The 21,694-nt window shown below is 69.9% G+C and carries 19 protein-coding genes, 4 tRNA genes and 1 pseudogene; 12 read left to right on the top strand and 12 right to left on the bottom strand.

From position 1 onward, the window contains the following. Window positions 1–22: 22 nt before the first annotated feature. Window positions 23–337 (top strand): amphi-Trp domain-containing protein, encoded by a 315-nt coding sequence (locus OG254_RS23610; protein ID WP_405585049.1) that lies wholly within the window; start codon window positions 23–25, stop codon window positions 335–337. 65 nt (window positions 338–402) lie between these two features. On the opposite strand, the gene OG254_RS23605 is transcribed toward OG254_RS23610, so the two are convergent. From OG254_RS23605 to OG254_RS23590, 4 genes are all read right to left on the bottom strand, one after another. After that, window positions 403–479, bottom strand: a tRNA-Phe gene (locus OG254_RS23605). A gap of 23 nt (window positions 480–502) precedes the next feature. Beyond that, window positions 503–577 (bottom strand) — tRNA-Asp (locus OG254_RS23600). A 37-nt stretch (window positions 578–614) separates the two neighbouring features. Continuing rightward, window positions 615–687: transfer RNA gene (locus OG254_RS23595), tRNA-Glu, on the bottom strand. An 80-nt stretch (window positions 688–767) separates the two neighbouring features. After that, entirely contained in the window at window positions 768–2,330 is a 1,563-nt protein-coding gene (locus OG254_RS23590; RefSeq protein ID WP_405585046.1) for a metallophosphoesterase, read from the bottom strand. 85 nt (window positions 2,331–2,415) lie between these two features. Between OG254_RS23590 and OG254_RS23585 the strand changes: the two genes are divergently transcribed. From OG254_RS23585 to OG254_RS23560, 6 genes are all read left to right on the top strand, one after another. Continuing rightward, on the top strand, window positions 2,416–2,766 hold the full coding sequence (locus tag OG254_RS23585; protein WP_405585043.1) for a metallopeptidase family protein: 351 nt from the start codon (window positions 2,416–2,418) through the stop codon (window positions 2,764–2,766). 112 nt (window positions 2,767–2,878) lie between these two features. Beyond that, window positions 2,879–3,424 carry a hypothetical protein gene (locus OG254_RS23580; RefSeq protein WP_405585040.1) on the top strand — a complete coding sequence of 182 codons (546 nt, stop codon included), beginning with the start codon at window positions 2,879–2,881 and terminating at the stop codon, window positions 3,422–3,424. Window positions 3,425–3,672: 248 nt separating this feature from the next. Beyond that, window positions 3,673–5,826: a DEAD/DEAH box helicase gene (locus OG254_RS23575; RefSeq protein ID WP_405585037.1), complete on the top strand. Its 2,154-nt coding sequence runs from the start codon at window positions 3,673–3,675 to the stop codon at window positions 5,824–5,826. A 193-nt stretch (window positions 5,827–6,019) separates the two neighbouring features. Beyond that, on the top strand, window positions 6,020–6,199 hold the full coding sequence (locus tag OG254_RS23570) for an FG-GAP repeat domain-containing protein (RefSeq protein WP_405585034.1): 180 nt from the start codon (window positions 6,020–6,022) through the stop codon (window positions 6,197–6,199). Between the two features lie 71 nt (window positions 6,200–6,270). Further along, the gene (locus OG254_RS23565; RefSeq protein WP_405585031.1) at window positions 6,271–7,836 is read left to right on the top strand and encodes an amino acid permease; all 1,566 of its coding nucleotides are present in this window, start codon (window positions 6,271–6,273) and stop codon (window positions 7,834–7,836) included. A gap of 120 nt (window positions 7,837–7,956) precedes the next feature. Further along, window positions 7,957–8,029: transfer RNA gene (locus OG254_RS23560), tRNA-Lys, on the top strand. Window positions 8,030–8,220: 191 nt separating this feature from the next. On the opposite strand, the pseudogene OG254_RS23555 reads toward OG254_RS23560, so the two are convergent. Together OG254_RS23555 and OG254_RS23550 are read right to left on the bottom strand one after the other, a co-directional pair. After that, a pseudogene (locus OG254_RS23555) lies at window positions 8,221–8,412 on the bottom strand (SAM-dependent methyltransferase); the annotation flags it as partial. A 25-nt stretch (window positions 8,413–8,437) separates the two neighbouring features. Next, complete coding sequence (locus OG254_RS23550) at window positions 8,438–9,121, bottom strand: TetR/AcrR family transcriptional regulator (protein ID WP_405585028.1); 684 nt, start codon at window positions 9,119–9,121, stop codon at window positions 8,438–8,440. A gap of 94 nt (window positions 9,122–9,215) precedes the next feature. Between OG254_RS23550 and OG254_RS23545 the strand changes: the two genes are divergently transcribed. Then, window positions 9,216–10,274 (top strand): oxygenase MpaB family protein, encoded by a 1,059-nt coding sequence (locus OG254_RS23545; RefSeq protein WP_405585025.1) that lies wholly within the window; start codon window positions 9,216–9,218, stop codon window positions 10,272–10,274. Between the two features lie 19 nt (window positions 10,275–10,293). Here the strand turns inward: OG254_RS23545 and OG254_RS23540 are convergent, their stop codons facing one another. Together OG254_RS23540 and OG254_RS23535 are read right to left on the bottom strand one after the other, a co-directional pair. After that, on the bottom strand, window positions 10,294–10,785 hold the full coding sequence (locus OG254_RS23540) for a hypothetical protein (RefSeq protein WP_405585023.1): 492 nt from the start codon (window positions 10,783–10,785) through the stop codon (window positions 10,294–10,296). A gap of 79 nt (window positions 10,786–10,864) precedes the next feature. Next, complete coding sequence (locus OG254_RS23535; RefSeq protein ID WP_405585021.1) at window positions 10,865–11,377, bottom strand: hypothetical protein; 513 nt, start codon at window positions 11,375–11,377, stop codon at window positions 10,865–10,867. Window positions 11,378–11,499: 122 nt separating this feature from the next. On the opposite strand from OG254_RS23535, the gene OG254_RS23530 reads away from it, so the two are divergent. Beyond that, on the top strand, window positions 11,500–13,113 hold the full coding sequence (locus OG254_RS23530) for a hypothetical protein (RefSeq protein WP_405585018.1): 1,614 nt from the start codon (window positions 11,500–11,502) through the stop codon (window positions 13,111–13,113). A 48-nt stretch (window positions 13,114–13,161) separates the two neighbouring features. Here the strand turns inward: OG254_RS23530 and OG254_RS23525 are convergent, their stop codons facing one another. Next, window positions 13,162–14,565 (bottom strand): hypothetical protein, encoded by a 1,404-nt coding sequence (locus tag OG254_RS23525; protein WP_405585015.1) that lies wholly within the window; start codon window positions 14,563–14,565, stop codon window positions 13,162–13,164. Between the two features lie 278 nt (window positions 14,566–14,843). On the opposite strand from OG254_RS23525, the gene OG254_RS23520 reads away from it, so the two are divergent. After that, entirely contained in the window at window positions 14,844–15,635 is a 792-nt protein-coding gene (locus tag OG254_RS23520) for an MBL fold metallo-hydrolase (RefSeq protein ID WP_405585012.1), read from the top strand. 22 nt (window positions 15,636–15,657) lie between these two features. Here OG254_RS23520 and OG254_RS23515 read toward each other — a convergent pair whose 3' ends face one another. From OG254_RS23515 to OG254_RS23505, 3 genes are read right to left on the bottom strand one after another with little or no spacing between them, the layout of a single operon-like run. Next, the gene (locus OG254_RS23515; protein ID WP_405585009.1) at window positions 15,658–16,077 is read right to left on the bottom strand and encodes an arsenate reductase ArsC; all 420 of its coding nucleotides are present in this window, start codon (window positions 16,075–16,077) and stop codon (window positions 15,658–15,660) included. A gap of 56 nt (window positions 16,078–16,133) precedes the next feature. Then, window positions 16,134–16,883 carry an aquaporin gene (locus OG254_RS23510; RefSeq protein ID WP_405585006.1) on the bottom strand — a complete coding sequence of 250 codons (750 nt, stop codon included), beginning with the start codon at window positions 16,881–16,883 and terminating at the stop codon, window positions 16,134–16,136. Continuing rightward, entirely contained in the window at window positions 16,880–17,263 is a 384-nt protein-coding gene (locus tag OG254_RS23505; RefSeq protein WP_405585004.1) for an ArsR/SmtB family transcription factor, read from the bottom strand. The genes OG254_RS23510 and OG254_RS23505 overlap by 4 nt, the downstream gene beginning before the upstream one ends. A gap of 94 nt (window positions 17,264–17,357) precedes the next feature. Here OG254_RS23505 and arsM point away from each other — a divergent pair, with 94 nt between their 5' ends. Beyond that, window positions 17,358–18,137: an arsenite methyltransferase gene (gene arsM, locus OG254_RS23500; protein WP_405585001.1), complete on the top strand. Its 780-nt coding sequence runs from the start codon at window positions 17,358–17,360 to the stop codon at window positions 18,135–18,137. Window positions 18,138–18,371: 234 nt separating this feature from the next. After that, window positions 18,372–21,644 carry a S8 family serine peptidase gene (locus OG254_RS23495; protein WP_405584998.1) on the top strand — a complete coding sequence of 1,091 codons (3,273 nt, stop codon included), beginning with the start codon at window positions 18,372–18,374 and terminating at the stop codon, window positions 21,642–21,644. Window positions 21,645–21,694: the final 50 nt, after the last annotated feature.

Here is a 21,694-nt window from a genome sequence, read left to right as displayed (position 1 = left end):
TGTGCGCTGGATCGGAGACGCCATGAAGGACCTCAAGATCGAGCAGAAGCGCTCACTGTCCCGCCTTGAGGCGGCTGATCAGCTCGCGGCGCTCGCGGCCGCGTTGAGGCAGGGTGAGGACGCCGAGCTGGAACTCGAGCCCTGGAAGCTGAGCCTGCGGATCCCGGCCGACCTTCGTGGCGAGATAGAGCTTGAGGTCGGTGACGGGGAGATCGAGCTGGAGATCGAGTTCAAGTGGTCGACCGCACCCGCTGCACCGACCACGAAGCGGACTGCCACCAAGCGGACTGCCACGAGGCGGAGCGCCGCGAAGCGGACCGTCGCGAAGAAGTCCTGAGCCGTCGCACGAAAGAGCCCCTCTCCAGTAATGGTGGAGAGGGGCTCAACCCCTGGTCGGGGTGGTGGTGGCTGGGGCCGGGGTCGAACCGGCGACCTATCGCTTTTCAGGCGATCGCTCGTACCAACTGAGCTACCCAGCCGCGAGGCCTATGACAAGCCTCAGCGGTCCTGACGGGATTTGAACCCGCGGCCTCCACCTTGACAGGGTGGCGAGCACTCCAAACTGCTCCACAGGACCTTGCGTTGCGTACGACAGTGTCGCACACCGTACTGCGTGCCCCCAACGGGATTCGAACCCGTGCTACCGCCTTGAAAGGGCGGCGTCCTAGGCCGCTAGACGATGAGGGCTATCGGCCCGCCTGGGCGCTTCTCAGCGCGTCGGGGACGTGAGAAGCATATGGGATGGCGGGAGGTATCGCCAAAACGGTTTACGGGGACGGGCTGGGCGTGGGAGTCGGGGAGTCGGTGGCGCCCGGCTGGTTCTCCTCGACCAGGTGGCGCCTCACCTCCGCCGTGGTCAGGCCGAGGCCGCCGAGTTCGATCTCGTCCCAGGCCTGCAGGCGGCGGGTCTCGCGGTCGAAGTAGAGGACCGACGTCTGGATGGGGTCGGGGTGCTTGCCCTCGATCGCGCGCAGGCCGCTGCCGCCGGTGGAGCCCTCCAGGCGCAGCCGGGTGCCGTACTGCATGACCTCCATCTCCTGGTGGTGGAGGTGCCCGGCCAGGGCCAGCGGGACCTCGCCGTCGGTCTGGCGCGCCGCGACCGGCTCGTGGGCGACGGCCACGTCGACGGGGGTGCCGGCGGCCGCCTGGTCGCGCAGGGACGTGGCCAGGCGGGCGCCCGCGAGTTCGTTGGCCGCGTCGCCGCCGGGGACCTGGGAGCGGTCGGGGGTGAACTGGGGGTCGCCGATGCCGGCGAAGCGCAGGCCCGCGATGGTCTGCGCCTTGCCGTCGTCCAGGACGTGGACGTTCTTGAGGCCTTCCAGGTAGCGCTGGGTCAGGCCGGAGTCGTGGTTGCCGCGGACCCAGACGTAGGGGGCGCCGAGGTCCTCGATGGGGTCGAGGAAGCCGTTCTCGGCGGCGGTGCCGTGGTCCATGGTGTCGCCGGAGTCGACGATCACGTTGACCTTGTACTGGCTGACCAGCGAGGCGATGATCTTCCAGCTCGCCGGGTTGAGGTGGATGTCGGAGACGTGCAGGACGCGGACGGTGCTCGGGTCCGGCGTGTAGGCGGGGAGCGTGGAGGTGGCGTCGTAGAGCTTGGTCACGTTGGTGACCAGGCGGGCCAACTCCTTTTGGTAGACGTCGAATTCGGTGACGATGCTGCGCGCGTTGCCGACCAGGGACGGGGCGGAGGAGAGCAGGCCCGAGAACTTCGGTTCCAGGACCGACTCGGGGTTCCACGTCGCGTAGGCCGTGCCGCCCGACGCGGCCAGGAGGGTCAGGGCCATGCCGCCGGCGGCCAGGGCGCGGCAGGGGCGGCGGTAGACCGCGAGGCCGAGGGCCGCGGCGCCGGTGACGACGGCCACGCAGCTGCGTACGGCGAGGTCGCGGGTGCCGTGGGCGACGTCCTGGGCGACCTCGTCCTGGAGGCCGGAGAGGCGCTCGGGGTGGTCGACCAGGGCCTGGGCGCGTTCAGGGTCGAGCTGGTCGACGTTGACGTCCAGGCGGACGGGCGCGATGTGGCTGTCCAGCTGGAGGGCGCCGAGCGGGGAGACGTTGATCTTCGTGCCGCCGGTGATGGACGGGCGCAGGGTCATCGTCGTGTTCATCGGGCCGACCGGCACGCGCACATTGCCGACGATCAGCAGGCCCAGCCAGGCGCCCAGCAGGACGACGGTGACCAGGCCGAGGGCGCGCGTCCAGGGGTGGGGCTGGGTGACGAGCTCCAGGCTGGGCAGCGGGCGGCGCGTGGAGTAGCGGCGGGCGAGGGCGCGCGGTGCCCGGGGGAGGTGGGCGAGGACCTTCATGACTGCGGCGGGGACGCGGGCCATTGGTCCCGTATGCCCAAGTGCGGGGTCGGATATGCGGGGCCGTTGGCGGCTCCTTCCCGACCGTGTCGTACCCGACAATGGGCATGTGCTGGAGATGACGCGCGAGGAGTTCGAGGAACTGGTCGCCGAGGCGCTGGACCGGATTCCGCCGGAGCTGACGCGGCTGATGGACAACGTCGCGGTGTTCGTCGAGGACGAACCGCCCGCGGAGGATCCCGAGCTGCTCGGTCTGTACGAGGGGACGCCGCTCACCGATCGTGGGGAGTGGTACGCCGGAGTGCTGCCCGATCGGATCACGATCTACCGGGGGCCGACCCTGCGGATGTGCGAGACACGGGAGGAGGTCGTCGCGGAGACCGAGGTGACCGTGGTGCATGAGATCGCGCATCACTTCGGGATCGACGACGAGCGGCTGCACGCACTCGGCTACGGCTGAGCGAGGGCCGTATCGGACGGGTGGCCGGGTGGTGCCGCGGGACGCGTGTCCTCTTGTGGGCGGCGGGAGTTGGGCAGGTTGACTTCTTCGCCCGCCACTGGAGGTGGCCCCCGTGCGCCCCTTGTACGTACCTGTCCGTCTGGCCGCCACGGTGGTGGCCGTCGCCGCCGCAGCCGGCTGTATGAGTGTGGGCGACGACGGTGGAGGCGGGAGCGCGAAGCCGTCGCCCTCCGCGGGGCAGCGCGGTGGTGAGGCCCCGGACGGCGGGTCGGCCGTGTCGGGCGGTGGGTCCGGGTACGGGGCGCACGCGGACGACGGCAAGCGGGGGAAGGCGAAGGACAAGGGCAAGGGCAAGGGTGAGAAGGGGGCCGTGGCGTCGGCCTCTCCCTCCGCCTCGCCGCCGGCGGAGGTGAGCGCGTCCGCCCCGGCGGGGGGCGGCGGGCCGGACAAGCCGGGGCAGAGCGAGAAGCCCGGTCCCACCCGTACGGCCGAACCGACGCCGACCCGGACGGTGGAACCGGAGCCGACGCCCACCGAGGTGCCGACCACCGTCACGCCGACGCCCACGGAGGCCGAGCCCTCGTCGTCGGCGCACGAGGAGACGGGGCCGCAGCTGGGGCAGCGGGAGCCGGCGCCGGCCGCGGGGGCGCCGGCGTGACGTTCGGGGGCCGGGCGACGTGGTGGTGAGTGACGTTGCCTACACCGGCTTCGGTCGGTTTGCCTTGGGGGGCTGGGGGTGCGTATGGTGGTAGATCGTTTGATCCCATTTGCCCGGCGCCACTGCAGAGCGCGCCGTGTGGCGCGTACTCTCCCTTGCCGTGGCTGACCGCATTGAGGCGGTCGTATTGCGAAATCACGGAGTTGACGGGCGCGTGCCGACGAGACTCCGGAAGGTTTCGCTTACGCATGTCCATTTCCAGTACTGATCCCGTTGTCGTGCCCGAGAACGGCGAGAACGACTCCGTCGAAGAGACCCCCGAGATCACCTTCTCGGACCTCGGCCTCCCCGAGGGCGTCGTGCGCAAGCTCGCGCAGAACGGCGTGACCACCCCCTTCCCGATCCAGGCCGCGACCATCCCGGACGCCCTGGCCGGCAAGGACATCCTCGGCCGCGGCCGCACCGGCTCCGGCAAGACGCTGTCGTTCGGTCTGCCGACGCTGGCGCGTCTGTCCGGCGGCCGTACCGAGAAGCACAAGCCGCGCGCCGTCATCCTCACCCCGACCCGTGAGCTCGCGATGCAGGTCGCGGACGCGCTCCAGCCCTACGGCGACCAGCTCGGCCTGAAGATGAAGGTCGTGTGCGGCGGTACGTCCATGGGCAACCAGATCTACGCCCTGGAGCGGGGCGTCGACGTGCTGGTCGCCACCCCGGGCCGACTGCGCGACATCATCAACCGCGGCGCCTGCTCCCTGGAGCACGTCCAGGTCGCCGTGCTCGACGAGGCCGACCAGATGTCCGACCTGGGCTTCCTGCCCGAGGTCACCGAGCTGCTCGACCAGGTTCCGGCGGGCGGTCAGCGGATGCTGTTCTCCGCGACCATGGAGAACGAGATCAAGACCCTCGTCGACCGGTACCTCACGGACCCGGTCCTGCACGAGGTCGACGCCGCGCAGGGCGCCGTGACGACCATGTCGCACCACATCCTGATCGTGAAGCCCAAGGACAAGGCGCCGGTCACCGCCGCGATCGCCTCCCGCAAGGGCCGCACCATCATCTTCGTGCGCACCCAGCTGGGCGCCGACCGCGTCGCCGAGCAGCTGCGCGACGCCGGTGCCAAGGCCGACGCGCTGCACGGCGGTATGACGCAGGGTGCGCGCACCCGGACGCTGGCCGACTTCAAGGACGGCTACGTCAACGTCCTCGTCGCGACCGATGTCGCCGCGCGCGGCATCCACGTCGACGGCATCGACCTCGTCCTGAACGTCGACCCGGCCGGTGACCACAAGGACTACCTGCACCGGGCGGGCCGTACGGCGCGTGCCGGCCGTACCGGCACGGTCGTCTCCCTCTCCCTGCCGCACCAGCGCCGCCAGATCTTCCGGCTGATGGAGGACGCGGGCGTCGACGCCGGGCGGCACATCATCCAGGGCGGTGCCGCCTTCGACCCGGAGGTCGCCGAGATCACCGGCGCCCGTTCGATGACCGAGGTGCAGGCGGAGTCCGCGGGCAACGCCGCGCAGCAGGCCGAGCGCGAGGTTGCTCAGCTCACCAAGCAGCTGGAGCGGGCGCAGCGGCGTGCCGCCGAGCTGCGTGAGGAGTCCGACCGGCTCGTCGCCCGTGCGGCGCGTGAGCGGGGCGAGGACCCGGAGGCCGCGGTGGCCGAGGCGCAGGCGGCGGCCGAGGCCGTCGAGAGCGTCGAGGCGTCCGTGCCCGAGCAGCCGGCGGCGCAGGACGTCGAGCGGGGCGACCGTGAGCGCGGTGGCTTCAACCGCGACCGCGACCGTTCCTACGACCGTGACCGTGGCGGGCGTTCCTTCGAGCGCCGGGACAACGACCGGGGCGGGTTCAACCGCGACCGCGACCGTGACCGTGGCTTCGAGCGTCGGGACCGTGACGGCGACCGTGGCGGCTTCCGCCGGGACGACCGGGGTGACCGTGGTGGTCGTTCCTTCGACGGTGACCGTGGTGGGTTCCGTCGGGACGACCGTGGTGACCGTGGTGGGCGTTCCTTCGAGCGTCGCGACAACGACCGTGGTGGCTTCCGTCGCGATGACCGGGGTGACCGTGGTGGTCGTTCCTTCGACGGTGACCGTGGTGGGTTCCGTCGGGACGACCGTGGTGACCGTGGTGGGCGTTCCTTCGAGCGTCGCGACAACGACCGTGGCGGCTTCCGTCGCGACGAGCGGCCGGCCGCCGGGCGTTCCTTCGAGCGGCGTGACGAGCGTGGCGGTCACCGTGGCAGCGACCGTCCCTTCAACCGCGACCGCCGCGACGACCGTCCCGGCTTCCGCGCCGGCGGCCACGAGCGTCCCCACGCCCGTCGTGACGACCACCGTGGCACCGGCGGCTCGTCCTTCGGCCGCCGCGAGGACAAGCCGCGTTGGAAGCGCAACGGCTGAGACGGCCGTAGCGGCTGACGCCTGTTGATTGCTGAAGGGCCCGTACGACTCCGGTCGTACGGGCCCTTCGTGCGTCGTGGGACGGCAGAGGGGCAACCGCTCCCTCTTCGGCTGTCGCTACCTGTGCGGCGGTTGTTAGCATCCGCTGACTTTTCAACGGCAAGCTGAAGGCCCGGGTGAAGATCGTCTCCCAGTGGGGGCGTCATACAACGCCGTGGTCGGCGTCGGCGACATCACCGGGGACGGGAAGAACGACCTGGTCGTGCAGGACAGCGCGGGCGACCTCTACCGCAACCCGGGGAACGGGAACGGGACGTTCGGGCCCCGCATGAAGATCGCGAGCGGCTGGCAGGGCTACAAGGGCCTCTTCTAGGGCCGGCTGTGGGCTCTTTCTAGCCAAGTTGTGACGTGTGTCATGTCCCCGGCGAGGGAATCGCTGGGTACATGACAGATGACGCCATAGTGAGTGGGCGGTCGGACGGAAAACTCTCGGACGGAAAGCTCTCGGACGAAGAGCGGCTGGCCCAGCTCGGCTACACGCAGGTTCTCGCCCGCCGTATGTCGGCGTTCTCCAACTACGCGGTCTCCTTCACGATCATCTCGGTCCTGTCGGGCTGCCTGACGCTCTACCTGTTCGGGATGAACACGGGCGGCCCGGCGGTGATCACCTGGGGCTGGGTGGCCGTAGGCCTGATGACCCTGTTCGTGGGGCTGTCGATGGCCGAGATCTGCTCGGCGTACCCGACCTCCGCCGGGCTGTACTTCTGGGCGCACCGGCTGGCGCCGCCGCGTACGGCCGCCGCCTGGGCGTGGTTCACGGGCTGGTTCAACGTGCTGGGCCAGGTGGCGGTGACGGCGGGCATCGACTTCGGGGCCGCGTCCTTCCTGGGCGCGTATCTGAACCTGCAGTTCGGCTTCGAGGTGACGCCGGGCCGCACGATCATGCTGTTCGCGGGCATCCTGGTGCTCCACGGCCTGCTGAACACCTTCGGGGTGCGGATCGTGGCACTCCTCAACAGCATCAGCGTGTGGTGGCACGTGGTGGGTGTCGCGGTGATCGTCGGCGCGCTGACCTTCGTGCCGGACGAGCACCAGTCGGCGTCCTTCGTGTTCGGCGAGTTCGTGAACAACACCGGCTGGGGCAGCGGGGTGTACGTCGTCCTGGTGGGTCTGCTGATGGCGCAGTACACCTTCACCGGGTACGACGCCTCGGCGCACATGACGGAGGAGACGCACGACGCGTCGACGGCCGGCCCGAAGGGGATCGTGCAGTCGATCTGGACGTCGTGGATAGCGGGTTTCGTGCTGCTGCTGGGCTTCACCTTCGCGATCCAGTCGTACGAGGGTGCCCTCACGTCCCCGACGGGCGCGCCGCCGGCCCAGATCCTGCTCGACGCGCTGGGGGCGACGGCGGGCAAGCTGCTCCTCCTCGTCGTCATCGGAGCGCAGCTGTTCTGCGGGATGGCGTCCGTGACGGCCAACAGCCGCATGATCTACGCCTTCTCGAGGGACGGGGCGCTTCCCTTCTCCCACGTCTGGCACACGGTGAGCCCGCGCACGAGGACGCCGGTCGCGGCGGTGTGGCTGGCGGCGGGCGGCGCGCTCGTCCTCGGCCTGCCGTATCTGATCAACGTCACGGCGTACGCGGCGGTGACCTCGATCGCGGTCATCGGTCTGTACATCGCGTACGTCATCCCGACGCTGCTGCGGCTGCGCAAGGGGGACGCGTTCGAGCGGGGGCCGTGGCATCTGGGCCGCTGGTCGGGAGCCGTGGGGGTGGTGGCGGTGGGCTGGGTCTGTGTGATCACGGTCCTGTTCATGCTGCCGCAGGTCTCGCCGGTGACCTGGGAGACCTTCAACTACGCCCCGGTCGCCGTCCTGGTCGTCCTCGGCTTCGCCGCCACCTGGTGGCTGGCCTCGGCCCGGCACTGGTTCCTCAACCCCGAGCACGAGCGGACCATCGCCCGTGAGGCGGGTCGAGCGGGGGCGCCCGAACCGGTGGATCCGTAGCACTTCGGTGCGGTAGGGCTCATTCCGATGCCCTGCACCCCCCGCCGACGCGGCCGTGACCCCGATACCCGATCGGAAGCGCGGCCGCGTCCGGCTATGCTCGGGGTGGCAACATCGCCTGGGCCCTTAGCTCAATTGGCAGAGCAGTGGACTTTTAATCCATTGGTTGTGGGTTCGAGTCCCACAGGGCCTACGGCGCGGGTGACGGGGGTACCCCCTCTGACCTGCTGCGCAGCGTCCGGGTCGGCTTCGGCTGGCTCGGGCGCTGACTCGTTTTCGGGCCTGTGCGCGAGCGATGCGTGAGCGCATGTGGTCGTGGGCTGCGGATCGGCTCCGGCTGCGGCGGACGATTCGGCAGCCAGAACACCAGCCGGCCGCCGCCTGCAGCTGCACCTGGGATACGTCCACGCCGACGGCCTGCATGCCGAGTGAGGCCAGGTGTGCCGCGTTGCCGCCCTTGCCGCAGCCCAGATGCAGGACGCGCCCGCCCGCGGGCAGAGCGAGCAACTCGGCGCCCGGGCCGTGGTCTTCGTACGGGGTCCAGTTGAACCAGGTCGTCCCGCCGCGGGAGTTCACCGACCGGCGTTCGGCTGACCTGCCGTCATCGCGTCGGTGGCCAGATGGCGCCGAGGATCAGCTGGACCTGGCCGATCAGGCGGGTCGGGTCGATCTTGCCGGGATGGGTGAGGGCGAGGCGGCCGAAGTGTTCGGCGCAGGCGACGAGTGCGTGGGCGATGACTTGCGGGTCGAGTTGCGGGTCGAGTTGCGGGTCGGGATTCGGGGCGCGCCGGGCGGTCAGGGCCAGGGAGATCCATTGCTCGACCCGGAGGCGGAATCGTTCTCTGTCCGCCTCGATACGGTCGCGGACGGCTGTGGGCATGTTGCCCGGGGGCAGCAGGATCAGTCGCCACGTGTCCGGGTCCTCGTGGAGCATCACGGACATCCGGCGCACTGTTTCGGAGGCGAACGCGGTGGGGTCGCGCAGGGCCTGAGCGCTGGGGATCGTTTCCAGCAGCCGTTCGAAGGCGCGTGTCTCTTCCCGGTCGAGCAGTGCGGTCAACAAGGCGTCGAGATTCTCGAAGGCGCCGTAGACCACCGAGCGGGCGACATCGGCCCGCTTGGCGATGGCGTCGATGGAGACGCGGTCGTAGCCGTCGGTCACGATCACGGTGAGGGCGGCGTCGAGGAGTTGCTCGCGGCGTTGCTCGATCGGGACGCGCGGGGCGTAGCGGCGCCGCTTGCGTGGCCTGTCTTCCGCGGATTCCGAGGATGTGGGCGCTGACACCTTGGCAGTTTACGACACGCGTGTCTTAAATTAAGACAGCAGTGTCGTAATCGAGGGCGGCGGCGTACGCCGCGGACGCACGAGGAGCGGCTCCATGGTCAAGCTGAAGCGTGGCGAGGTCGAACCGCACGAGGACTACGGCTTCTTCGGCCCCGGCTCGGTGGTGTGGAAGGTCTGGAGCTATCCGACGGCGCCGACGGTCGGCTTCCAGCGGGCCGTGGTGGTGGAGGAACTCGACCCGCCGCTGGTGGCCGCCGTGCACGCGACCCAGGGCATCTACCAGCGCTCCCGCACTCGCTACGACCGGACCCTGCGCTACTTCGCCATGGTGGCCTTCGCCGGTTCGCGGGAGGTGTGCAAGGCCGCGGACATTCTGGTCAAGGTGCATTCCAAGGCGATCGGGAAGCTGCCGTACGGCGGTGGGGCCTACGACGCCAACGACCCCGCCTCGCAGCTGTGGATCCAGCTCACCGGCTGGCACTCGATCCTCTACGCCTACGAGAAGTACGGGCCCGGCAAGCTCACCGCGCAGGAGGAGAAGGAGTACTGGGAGGCATGCGCGGTCGCCGCGGAGCTGCAGACGTGTTCCCCCGACGACATCCCCCGTGACCGTGCCGGCGTCCGTGCGTACTTCGAGCGGATGCGCCCGCAGCTGTCCGCCAGCCCGATCGCCCGCCAGGCCATGAACCACCTGCTCAGGAGCGAGCTCGTCCTTCCGCCGACGCCGCGCTGGGCGAAGCCGGCGACCCTGGCTGTCGCGAGGGCTCAGCGGATCGCCACGATCGCCACCATGCCGCGCTGGATGCGCGAGATGGCCGGGATCCGGCAGTCACGCCTCCTCGACATGCTCATCGTGCCCGTCATGAAGGCGGCGTTCGCGCTCGCCCACCTCAACCCCAGGGTCGAACTGCACCTGATAGCAAGGCTGTCTCCCTCCACGGTCGCAGTGATCGCACCGGTGAAGCTCGGCATTCCTCCCCGCAACGAGGAGGTACTGACCCCCGCGGAAGCCCGAACCCGCTACGGCTACGCCAGGCCGGCCGAGGCCCATCTCGAATTCCGGGCCCGGCAGGCCGCCCGCGTCTTCGGTGACGGTGAGGCTCCCAGCGAGCAGGGGCTCATCGAGTCCGAGGAGATCCTTGGGCCGCTGTAGTAACAGGACGGCCCTTTCGTCACCCGGCGCGGGCGGCTCCGTCGGGCCACACCACGTCCACGGGGACACCCGCCGCTCGTGCTTCGCGGACCGTGTCGGCAGTGCCTGCGCCCGCCGCGCTGGGCGGTTCGCCGTCCCATACGGCGACGAGTCGGTCGGCGCGCTCGATGAGTACGGCGTTGGCGGCCTCGTACGCCTGCCGGTCGGCTGTCTCATGGGGGAGGACGAGCACCTCCTCGGCGGCATCGAGCAGACGGTCGAAGAGCGGGGCCTGGTCGGAGCTGACCTCTGTTCGCCGGTAGTCCTTGGAGGGGATGACCACGGTCAGACGTCCCCGGGCCGCGAGGACGGCTTCGGCGAACAGGGAATCGGCACCCTTGGCGATGCAGGAGACACCGATGAGGTCGCCGTCATCGGCGTATCGCCTGATCAGGACGTCCAGGGCGGCGCGGACCAGAGGGACGCTGTCCTCGGTCAGGTCCATGTGCCCGGTCACCGCGATCGTCGTCATGGTCCTCGCCCTCCCTTGTCCGTCCGCCAACGATCGGCGGATCCTACCGTGGGCCATCGCGTGGCTCACGGTAGGCATGTCAGGGAGTGGCCAGCGCGCAGAAGCCCATGACGTAGGAGACGGAGAAGATGACGGGGACCCATTGCTCGACATGGGTCAGGGGCAGGTATTTGCGCCAGTCGCGGCCCTCACCGAGTGCCCCCCACTCCGCTCGGGAGTAGGCGAACGCGGGTAACCGCTCCTCGAAGGCCCCGATCACCGCCCACTTGGCGGTGTTGAGCTGCCGGTACGAGCGCACGATGACGAACCATGCGACGCACTGGGCGATCAGGATCACCAGCCCGGCCAGGAGCAGCAGCACCGACATGTCGGCCAACGTCCTCCCGGAAACCGCGGCCACCACTGCCACCACCGCGCTGTTGAGCGACAGGAAGAACGTGTTGGTCAGACTGCGTCGGGCGCTGACCCTGTCGGCCATCTCCACACAGAGCTTGTACTGCTCGAGCAATACCTGCCAGTAGCGGTCATTCGATTCCGCGTAGTCGGAGGGATCGACGGCTTCGTTCCACAACGCGTCCCCGGTGTCGCTCATGCCCCAAGCATGCCCCCCACCTCTTCCGAGTAACTGGGCGTTTGCAGAAGGGACTTGTGGTCCACTGGCGTATCCGGAGACAGTCCGTCCGCCGAGCGACAAGGTTGGGACACGCGTCACCCATGAACACCAGCCTGGCCCTTGACGTAACGCCGACCTCGGCACTGCGCTTCGTGCTGATCTGGAGCGTTGCCATGCTGGCGCTCGTCGGCCTCACTGGACGTCGGCTGCGGCTGCAGCTCGCGGGACTGTTGTTCCAGACGGCCTTCCCGGTCCTGCTGGCCGTGGCTTTCGTAGCCATCCCGTGGGGCGCGAGCAAGGAGTTCCCGCAGTGGTGGGAAAGATGGTGGACGCACGCGTTACCGGTCGCCACGTTGCTTCTGGCGGTGGTGTTCTGGCTTCCTCAGCAGGGCGCGCGGCTCAGCTGGTTCGGGTGGTGGGACTTCCGGTACCCCCTCACCACGCCGCCCTCCGAGACAGCGCGGGAGGAGGCCGGCGAAGCGCTGTCCGTCACGCCCGGCGCTCCGGGCGAACGACAGCTTGCCGTACCGCGCCAGGCAGGTTTGCGAGCCCTGGGGTATCTGCTGCTCCTCGTCGGCCTGGCGGGAACATGCGTCCCGACGGTGGTCTTGTCGGACCAGGACTCCTATCCCGAATGGCTGGTGTCGAACGGGTTCCTCCTGGGAGTGACGGGGCTCTTCGTCACGGGCTACGGCCACAAGGTCCTGGTCCTGGCCCGAACCCGGCGGGCGCGTGACTTTCCTTCCCTGCCTGTCAGTGAGAAGACCTGGGTGGGGGCTCTGCTGTGGCCGGCGGCCTGGCTGTGCTGCCTTGCCGGCGTGCCCCTGACGCTCGGCGCGATGTCCGTCATGATGGACTCCGTCGAACAGCCCTGGTGGGTCATCTACATCGCGTTCACGCTGATGATCGGGGGCGGTGCCCTCTTCACCCAGGGCAGGAAGACGTTTCTCGTGGCGCGTAGGCACCGGGCCCGGATCATTCCCTCCCCCCGGATCCTCGGTGCAGGCTCCTACACCCTGTACCTACGGCCCTTCGACGACGACCGGCGTCGTACCGCCATCCACGACATCCCGCTGCCGGGCGCCATGGGCGGACCGTCATTCGTCCTGTCCGGACGCTCGGCCGAGGAACAGATCGCCGATGTCCTGCGGCCGGTCGGGCCGTTGATCGCCGTCGGAGCGCCGGGCGAGAGGCTGCCGCATGTGGGAGCGGTGCGCATGTATCTGCCCAGGACGCCGAAAGAGGCATGGCAGGAGCCGGTACACCAACTCATGCGCCGATCCCGGCTGACCGTCCTCACTCTGGGGACGAGCGAGGGAACGATGTGGGAGCTGGCCGAGGCGTTGAGGTTGTTGCCTCCACAGCGGCTCGTCCTCTTTCTGCCCTCCATGGACAAGGGCGACTACGAGCGCATCCGTACGGAGATCGATGCGACACCGCACCTGAACAGGACGACGACGCCCGGGGCGTATCCCTCGCCGCGCCTGCCGGGATCCAGGCTGCCGCCCTGCCCACCGTGGTTGGATCGCAGCGACTGGGAACCGGTGCGGGGCGTCATTCACTTCGACGCGGACTGGACTCCCACGCTCACCCCTGTCATGAGCACCCGCGGTGATCCGCGACGGAACCTGTTCGTCGCCCTGCTGCCCGGCATGAAAGCGGCCCTTACCTCGCTCGGCGAACACGAGCGGCGGACCGGTTGGCACTGCGGCTGATCACCGTCGTCGGCATCGGGCGCGGACCCAGCACCGCTCGGGCGGTGGTCAATGCCCCGTACCGCTCTCATCGGCCAGGACGGAGGGTTCCCCCGCTGCCTGCCCGCCCGAGTGGTGACCCACCCCGCGCAGTCGTCCTCGGGGGCTGAACTCCACTTGGAGCGTATCCACGTCCGTAGCGCCCGCGGCTCTCCTCTCCCGCAGGATCTCCTCCGCGTACAGCAACGGCAGATCGATGGTGAAGGGCGGCCGCCCTCCTGCTTGCGCGATCGGTCGCGTCGTGGGCGCGGCCCCATCAGCGCTGGGCGGCAGGTCCGGACCGCCAGGCATGTCTCCGCCTCCCGCCGCCTCGTCCGCCTCCCCGCCAATGCCGAGGAACCGCCCCGTTCCCGACATCAGGACACTGAGCGGCGTCTCGTCCGTCGCCCCGTCGGACCGCACCGCGCGCAGCGCCGACTCCAGCTCGGCGACCGTCATGCAGCGGCCCGCGTCAGCCTGATCCGCCGCGTCCTCCGCATCGAACAGCTCACGGATCACGCTCTCCATGAACGGCACCAACTGCTCGCGGTTCATCCTGCGGTTGCGGCCCTCCTCCGTCCACCCTCGGACGGAGGTCGGGTCGAGCCTGATCAAATGAGGGGTCCAGTCCGCGTCGAAGCGGATGTAGCCACGAGGCACCGGAAGCCATTTGACGCCGTGTGGGTTGCTGACCGGTGGATAGGCGGGCAGCCGTGGCGGATGCCAGTCGGCGCCGCTCCCGCGTCGTAGGGCTTCCGCCTCTTCCCGGAAGATCGCTTCTGCCTTCTCCCGGAACGCGTCGTACTCACTCTCATCGGTATAGATCGAGATGAGCAACGTCTGCGGCGCACGGCGCTGTAAGCACCTCCTCAGCTCCCACAGCGTTCCTTCCGAGGTACCTGAGGCGAGGAGCACCAGACGAGCGTCATCGATGAGTGAGGCCACCGACGGCTGCCAGTCGTTCAACGGCAGATACAGCCGCGCGGCTCCCAGCAAGGGGAGTGTTTCGTCCGGTTGACCCACCGCGATGACCCGCGCCAGCGTGCCGAAGGCACGGGAGATGCGCTCCTCGACGGTGCGCGTACTGGCGTCGACGAGTGAACCTCCCACGCGTTGGAACCGGCTGAAGGCGTGCGGCATGGTCGCCCCCGTCGCGTCCGACGTGAAGGGCCGTAGATACAACACGTAGGGAGCACGCTTCGCGTCGGCCATCGTCCGCAGCACCGGAACACTGTGGCGGCGCCCGCGCCGTCTGAGCCGGCGGCCACCGAGCAGCGACACGGCGCCGGCCGCGGCGATCGCTCCCACGGTCAACACGCGGTACCACAGCGGGTCGGTGGTGCCCAGTGGCGAGAAGATCGTCCGCATGCGGCTGAAGCCCGCGATGAAGAACAGAGCGCCGAAGAGCGTCAGAAAGCTGCCGACCAGACGCATGGCCCAGCCCAGAGGCCTGTGCTGACGTCGTCGAGGCGCGCCGAAGACTGTGGATTCGTCCCCCGTCATGTGATCTGGCTACCAACGGGCCAATGGTGCGCACAAGCGGAATGGCGTAAGTGCCGCAGAATCCTCACGGCTTCACGCCCTCCACGCGGAGAGGGCCCCCTCGGGGGCGGCTTCGCTTCGTCTTCTCACGGTATTTCTTGCTTCTGTCCGTGAGGTGCGGCTAACGTGCGTCTCACGGATAGATGTTTCTTCAACCGTGAGGTCTGACGATGGTCACCACCCGCACCACCAGTGAGCAGGTCCCCGCCCCCGTCCCCGTCCGTGTCTTCGGTGGTCCCACCGCCCTCATCGAGTACGGCGGTCTGCGACTCCTCACCGACCCCACCTTCGACAGCCCCGGCGACTACCCCCTGGGCGGCGGTCGGGCGCTGACCAAGACCGCCGCCGCCTCCGCCTCGCCCGCCGAACTCGGGCGGATCGACGTGGTGCTGCTCTCGCACGACGAGCACCCCGACAACCTCGACGTCTCCGGACGCGCGCTGCTCGCCGATGTGCCGCTCACCCTGACCACGCCGAGCGGGGCGGGGCGGCTGGGCGGTGCCGCCCGGGGGCTGGCGGACTGGGAGTCCGTGGAGGTGGAGCGGCCGGGCGGGGGCGTGATCACCGTGACCGGGGTGCCCGCGCTGCATGGCCCGGGCGAGCGCGAGGAGCTCGAACCGGTCATCGGTCAGGTCGTCGGGTTCGTGCTGACCGGGGACGGGCTGCCCACCGTCTACGTCAGCGGGGACAACGCCCAGCTCGGGCCCGTCAAGGAGGTCGCCGAGCGGTTCGGGCCGGTGGACCTCGCCGTGCTGTTCGCCGGGGCCGCCCGCCCCGGCCCGTTCGAGGGGCAGTTGCTCACCCTCGACAGCGCAGGGGCCGTGGAAGCCGCCCAGATCCTCGGGGCGCGGCGGATCGTCCCCGTCCACTTCGACAGCTGGGCCCACTTCACCGAGGGGCGGGAGGAGTTGGTGGCCGCCTTCACCGAGGCGGGGTTGATCGACCGGGTGCAGTTGGGCTGAGTGGCCGCCCTGCGTCAGCCCGTCAGCCCGTCACGCCCAGGTCGGCCAGCAGGCCTCGGACCCGGCGCGAGATCTCGTCGCGGATCGGCCGTACGGCGTCGACGCCCTGGCCCGCCGGGTCGTCCAGCGTCCAGTCCAGGTAGGTCTTGCCGGGGAAGACGGGGCAGGTGTCGCCGCAGCCCATGGTGATCACGACGTCGGAGGCCCGGACGGCCTCGGTGGTCAGGATCTTCGGGGTTTCGGCGGAGATGTCGATGCCGGCTTCCCGCATCGCCTCCACGACAGCGGGGTTCACCGTGTCGGCGGGCGCGGAACCGGCCGACCGGACCTCGACCGCGTCACCGGCGAGGTGCGTGAGGAAGGCGGCGGCCATCTGAGAGCGGCCGGCGTTGTGGACGCAGACGAAGAGGACGGAGGGGCGTTCGGCGGGGGTGTTGCTCATGGCGGCGACTCTCTTTCGGGTGTCCGGTGGCGGTGGCGGTGGTCGTGGCGGCCCGGTCAGGGGAGGGAAGGCATGGTGAGGTCCGTCCCCTCCTGGCGGTCGCCGGCCGTCGCCGGCACGGGTGTCGTCCCCCGCCGCCCGAACACCCCCGCCACCAGCGTCAGTCCGAGCACGCCGCCCACCAACTGCGCCGCCACGAAGCCCGCGACCGACGCGGGTGTGATTCCGGCGAAGGTGTCGGTGAAAGCGCGGCCGACCGTCACCGCCGGGTTCGCGAAGGACGTCGATGACGTGAACCAGTACGCCGCGCCGATGTACGACGCCACCGCGACGGGGGCGAGCCGATCGCGGCCGATCCGGGACAGGCCGAGGACCAGCAGCACCAGGCCGCCGGTGGCGACGACCTCGCCCAGCCACAGATGACCGGCCGAGCGGTCGTGCGTGGACCACTCGACCAGCGGCCTCGCGAACATGGCGTCGGCCAGCACCGCGCCCCCGACTGCCCCCACGACCTGGGCCGGAACGTACGCGGCCACGTCCCGTCCCGTCAGTCCCTCCCCGCCCCGGCGGCCGGTGAACCAGACGGCGAGCGTGACGACCGGATTGAAATGGGCGCCCGAGACCGGGCCCAGCAGTGCGATGAGTACGCCCAGGCCGAAGACGGTCGCCAGCGAGTTGGCCAGCAGTTGCACGCCGACGTCCCGGGACAGCTCGGTGGCCTGGATGCCGGAGCCGACGACCACCGCGACCAGGGCTGCCGAACCGACGGCCTCGGCCGCCGCCCGCCGGGCCAGTGGCGCGCTCACGCGGGCGCTCCGGCGGCCTGCGGTGTTCTCAGGAACAGTGCGAGCCCGTCGAGGGCGTCGGGCAGCACCCAGTAGTAGACCCACGTCCCTCGGCGCTCGCAGTCGATCAGGCCCGCCTGCCTCAGCAGCTTCAGATGGTGGGAGATCGTCGGCTGGGACAGCTCGAACGCCGGGGTCAGCTCGCACACGCAGACCTCGCCGCCGTCCTGTGAGGCCGAGGCGATCATCGACAGCAGGCGGAGCCGCACCGGGTCGCCCAGTGCCTTGAACTGCTTCGCCAGCTCGGTGGCGCGGTCCGACTCCAGGGGTGCGCCGGCCAGTCCCGTGCAGCAGGCGGCGGAGGCGTCCCGGTCGAGCACCACCAGCTCTTGTTTCGACATGCTTCTATGTTGACATCCTTCGATACAAGACGCAAGGTTGCATCAAAGAACGTCAATACAGCGACGTCAGTAAAGCTTGATCGGGAGAAGAGTCATGAGTGACCAGTCCACCGACCTGCGCGAATCCGTCCGCCTGCGCTACGCCGCCGCAGCCCTGCAAGTCACCGAGGGCGCCAGCGCCTGCTGCGGCTCCGGCACCGCCTGCTGTGGCCCCGAGCCCGTAGAGGTCGACGACAACTTCGGCTCCACCCTCTACCCCGCCGGCGACCGGGCCGCCCTGCCCGCCGAAGCCCTCGCCGCCTCCCTCGGCTGCGGCAACCCCACCGCCGTCGCCGAACTGCGTGCGGGCGAGCGCGTCCTCGACCTCGGCTCCGGCGGCGGCATCGACGTCCTGCTCTCCGCCCGCCGGGTCGGCCCCGGCGGCAAGGCGTATGGGCTGGACATGACCGAGGAGATGCTCGCCCTGGCCGTCGCCAACGCCGAGAAGGCCGGAGTGGAGAACGTCGAGTTCCTCAAGGGCGCCATCGAGGCCGTCCCGCTGCCCGCGAACACGATCGACGTCGTGATCTCGAACTGCGTCATCAATCTCTCCGTAGACAAGCCGGCCGTCTTCGCCGAGACGTTCCGGGTGCTCAGGCCCGGCGGCCGGATCGGCGTCTCCGACGTCGTCGCCGACGACACGCTCACCCCCGCCCAGCGCGCCGAACGCGGTGACTACGTCGGCTGCATCGCGGGCGCGCTGTCCTTCGCCGAGTACCGGGAGGGGCTGGAGGCCGCGGGGTTCGTCGACGTCGAGGTCACGCCCACCCATGCCGTGGCCGACGGCATGCACTCCGCCATCGTCCGGGCCGTCAAGCCGACCGCCACCGTGTGACCCCACCGGCGTCACCCTGCGGACTCACAGGAATGTCACGGACGACCCGATAAGTCCCCCCTGGCGCATGGCGAATTCCCGCCAGCCCGCGATCTCCCCTCCGCGAACTATCCACAGAAATCGGTCCCTTGAGGGAAGCTGGGCGATCATCCGGGATCACATTCCGGACCTCGGCGGTCGAAGGTGCTCGATCCGGCCGCCGTCGCCTACGTTCCTTCAGAACCAGGGATCGCCATGCCCCCCACCCCCCACCTGGCCCCGATATCGAGCGCGAGACGCGTCGCCCGTATCGCCGTGGCCGCAGGCATCGTCGCCGCGCTCTGCGCGGCCGGCCCCATACCCGTCGCCCTCGCCGCAGACAGCCCCACCGCGGCCGACCCCGGCGTCAAGTCCGCCCACGACAAGCTCGGTTCGGACGACGCCGACCTCCTCGCCGAGGCCAAGGCGCAGCGCGCCAAGAACGTCACGATGATGATCGTCACGGCCCCGGGCCAGACCGAGAAGGTCGCCCAGGAGCTGGACGCGGTCAAGGGCGGCTCGGTTGGCCGTACGTACGACAAGCTCGGCTACGTACGGGCCACCGTGCCGACCGGCAAGGCGGACTCGGCCATCACCGCCGCCGCGCGGCTCTCCTCCGTGCAGGCCATCGACCTGCGCGAGGAGATACCCCTTGAGGAGCCGAGCCTCGGCAGCGGCGGCAAGTCGACCGCCTCCGCTGCCACTTACCCGGGCCCGGACAAGAACACCCCCGCGAAGAACCCGTACAACCCGTCCTTCGAGACGGGCGCCGTCGACTTCGTGAAGAAGAACCCGAAGGCGGACGGCCGGGGCGTGACCATCGGCGTCCTCGACACCGGCGTCGACCTCGCGAGCCCCGCGCTCCAGAAGACCACCACCGGTGAGCGCAAGATCGTCGACTGGGTGACCGCCACCGACCCGATCGTCGACGGTGACGGCACCTGGCGGGCGATGACCTCCTCCGTCTCCGGGCCCGCCTTCACCTACGGCGACAAGAGCTGGAAGGCGCCCGAGGGGGCGTACCTGATCAGCACCTTCCGGGAGGCCGTCACCGCGCAGGGCAAGGTCACGGACGGCGACGCCGACGGTGACGTCAACCGCGACGGCGACACCACCGACGACTGGGGCGTCCTGTACGACGCCGGGGCCGGCAAGGTCACCGTCGACGTGAACGACAACGGCGACTTCACCGACGACACCCCGATGAAGCCGTACAAGGACGGCCACCAGGTCGGCCACTTCGGCACCGACGACCCGGCCACGGACATCCCGGAGACCCAGGACTTCGTCGTGGAGGTCCGCAAGGACGTCCCGATGGACCCGCTGGGCGGGGACTGGGCCGGCAAGAAGGCCGACTTCGTCAACATCGGCCTCACCGCCGGCGCGCACGGCAGCCACGTGGCCGGCATCACCGCCGCCAACGGCCTGCTCGGCGGCAGGATGAACGGGCAGGCCCCCGGCGCGAAGATCGTCTCCTCGCGGGCCTGCATCTTCGGCCCCGGCTGCTCCAACGTCGCGCTCACCGAGGGCATGATCGACCTCGTCGTCAACCGTGGCGTCGACGTCATCAACATGTCCATCGGCGGCCTGCCCCCGCTGAACGACGGCAACAACGCCCGCGCCGAGCTGTACACACGGCTCATCGACACCTACGGCGTCCAGCTCGTGCTCTCCGGCGGCAACTCCGGCCCCGGCGCCAACACCATCGGCGACCCCGGCCTCGCCGACAAGGTCATCTCGGTCGGCGCGGGCGTCTCGAAGGAGACCTTCGCCGCCAACTACGGCTCCGGCGTGGCGAACAAGTACCAGCTGTTCAACTTCTCCTCGCGCGGCCCGCGTGAGGACGGCGGCTTCACCCCGACCGTGGTCGCCCCCGGCTCCGCGGTCAGCACCATCCCGGCCTGGATGCCCGGCGCGCCCATCGCCGAGGCGGGCTGGAAGCTGCCGGCCGGCTACGCCATGTACAACGGCACGTCGATGGCGTCCCCGCAGGCCGCGGGCGCGTCCGCGCTGCTGCTGAGCGCCGCCAAGGCAAAGGGCATCGACCTGACGCCCGAGAAGCTGCGCACCGCCCTCACCTCGACCGCCCACCACATCGAGGGACTTCAGGCCTACGAGGAGGGCGCCGGCCGCATCGACGTCCTCGACGCCTGGAAGGCCGTCAAGGCGGGCGCCACCGCCCACGACTACGCCGTCAAGGCCCCGGTCGACACCGCGCTCGACCAGGCGCTGAAGACGCCGGGCTTCGGCACGGGCCTGTACGACCGCGAGGGCGGCCTGAAGGCCGGCCAGAAGAAGACGTACGACGTCACCATCACCCGTACGTCCGGCCCCGCCGGCTCGCTCCCGCACACCCTGCGGCTGGCGAACAACAAGGCCCGCACCTTCTCGATCGTCGGCCCGAGGGTCGTCGACCTGCCGCTGAACAAGGCGGTCACCGTCAAGGTGCAGGCCGCGCCGAAGAACGCGGGCATCAAGAGCGCCATCCTTGAGGCCGACGACCCGAGGACGGTCGGCGTCGACAAGCAGATCCTCACCACCGTCGTGGTCTCCACCCCGGCCAAGCACACCTTCACCGCCTCGGGTTCGGTGCAGCGCAACAACGTCAGGTCGTACTTCGTCACCGTCCCCGAGGGCACGAAGTCGCTCCAGGTCACGCTCGGCGGGCTGAAGGAGGGCAGCCTGACGAAGTTCAGCGCCATCAGCCCGTACGGCGTCACGGCCGCCGACGACGACCCGGACACGACGGACATCGCCGCCTACGCCGACCCGCAGCCCGGCGTCTGGGAGATCGAGGTCGACTCGCGCCGTACGTCGCCGCTGCTGGACAACCCGTTCAAGCTGAACGCCACGGTGTACGGCGCGTCCTTCGACCCGGAGGCCGTGAAGGTGCCGGAGGCCAAGGTCGGCTCGCCGGTCGCCGCGTCCTGGACGGTGACCAACAAGCTGGAGTCCGTCGAGGGCAGCCTCAAGGGCGGCGCGCTCGGCTCGTCGAAGACCGCGCGGCCGACCATCGCCGGCGGCGAGACGCACACCAGCACCATCGAGGTGCCCGAGGGCACCACCTCGCTGGACGTCGCCATCGGCAACGTCTCGGACCTGGGCGCCGACCTCGACCTGTCGGTGTACGACGCCCAGGGCAAGCTGGTCGGCCAGTCCGCGGACGGTGACGCCGACGAGTCCGTCTCCATCGCCGACCCGGCCGCCGGCAAGTACACCGTCGAGGTGGCCGGCTTCGAGGTGCCGTCCGGCTCGACCGCGTACGACTACCGGGACGCGTACTTCTCCTCCGCGCTCGGTTCGGTCAAGGTCGACGAGTCGACGCCGGTGAAGCTCGCGACGGGCGACTCGGCGAAGGTGGCGGCCGACGTCACCGTCGCACGGGCCGTGCCCGAGGGCCGGCAGCTCTTCGGTGAGGTGCGGCTGGTGAACACGCGCGGGACGACCGCGGGTGTGGGCGGGGTGACGATCGAGAAGGTCACGCCGTAGCCGTCGTACCGATGACTGAGGGGCGGGCGTCCGATGCCGGGCGCCCGCCC

Source organism: Streptomyces sp. NBC_01092, assembly GCF_045039535.1.
Classification (GTDB): Bacteria; Actinomycetota; Actinomycetes; order Streptomycetales; family Streptomycetaceae; genus Streptomyces.
The sequence above is the reverse complement of the archived record's forward strand: the minus strand, read 5'-3'. Positions and strand labels throughout refer to the sequence as shown.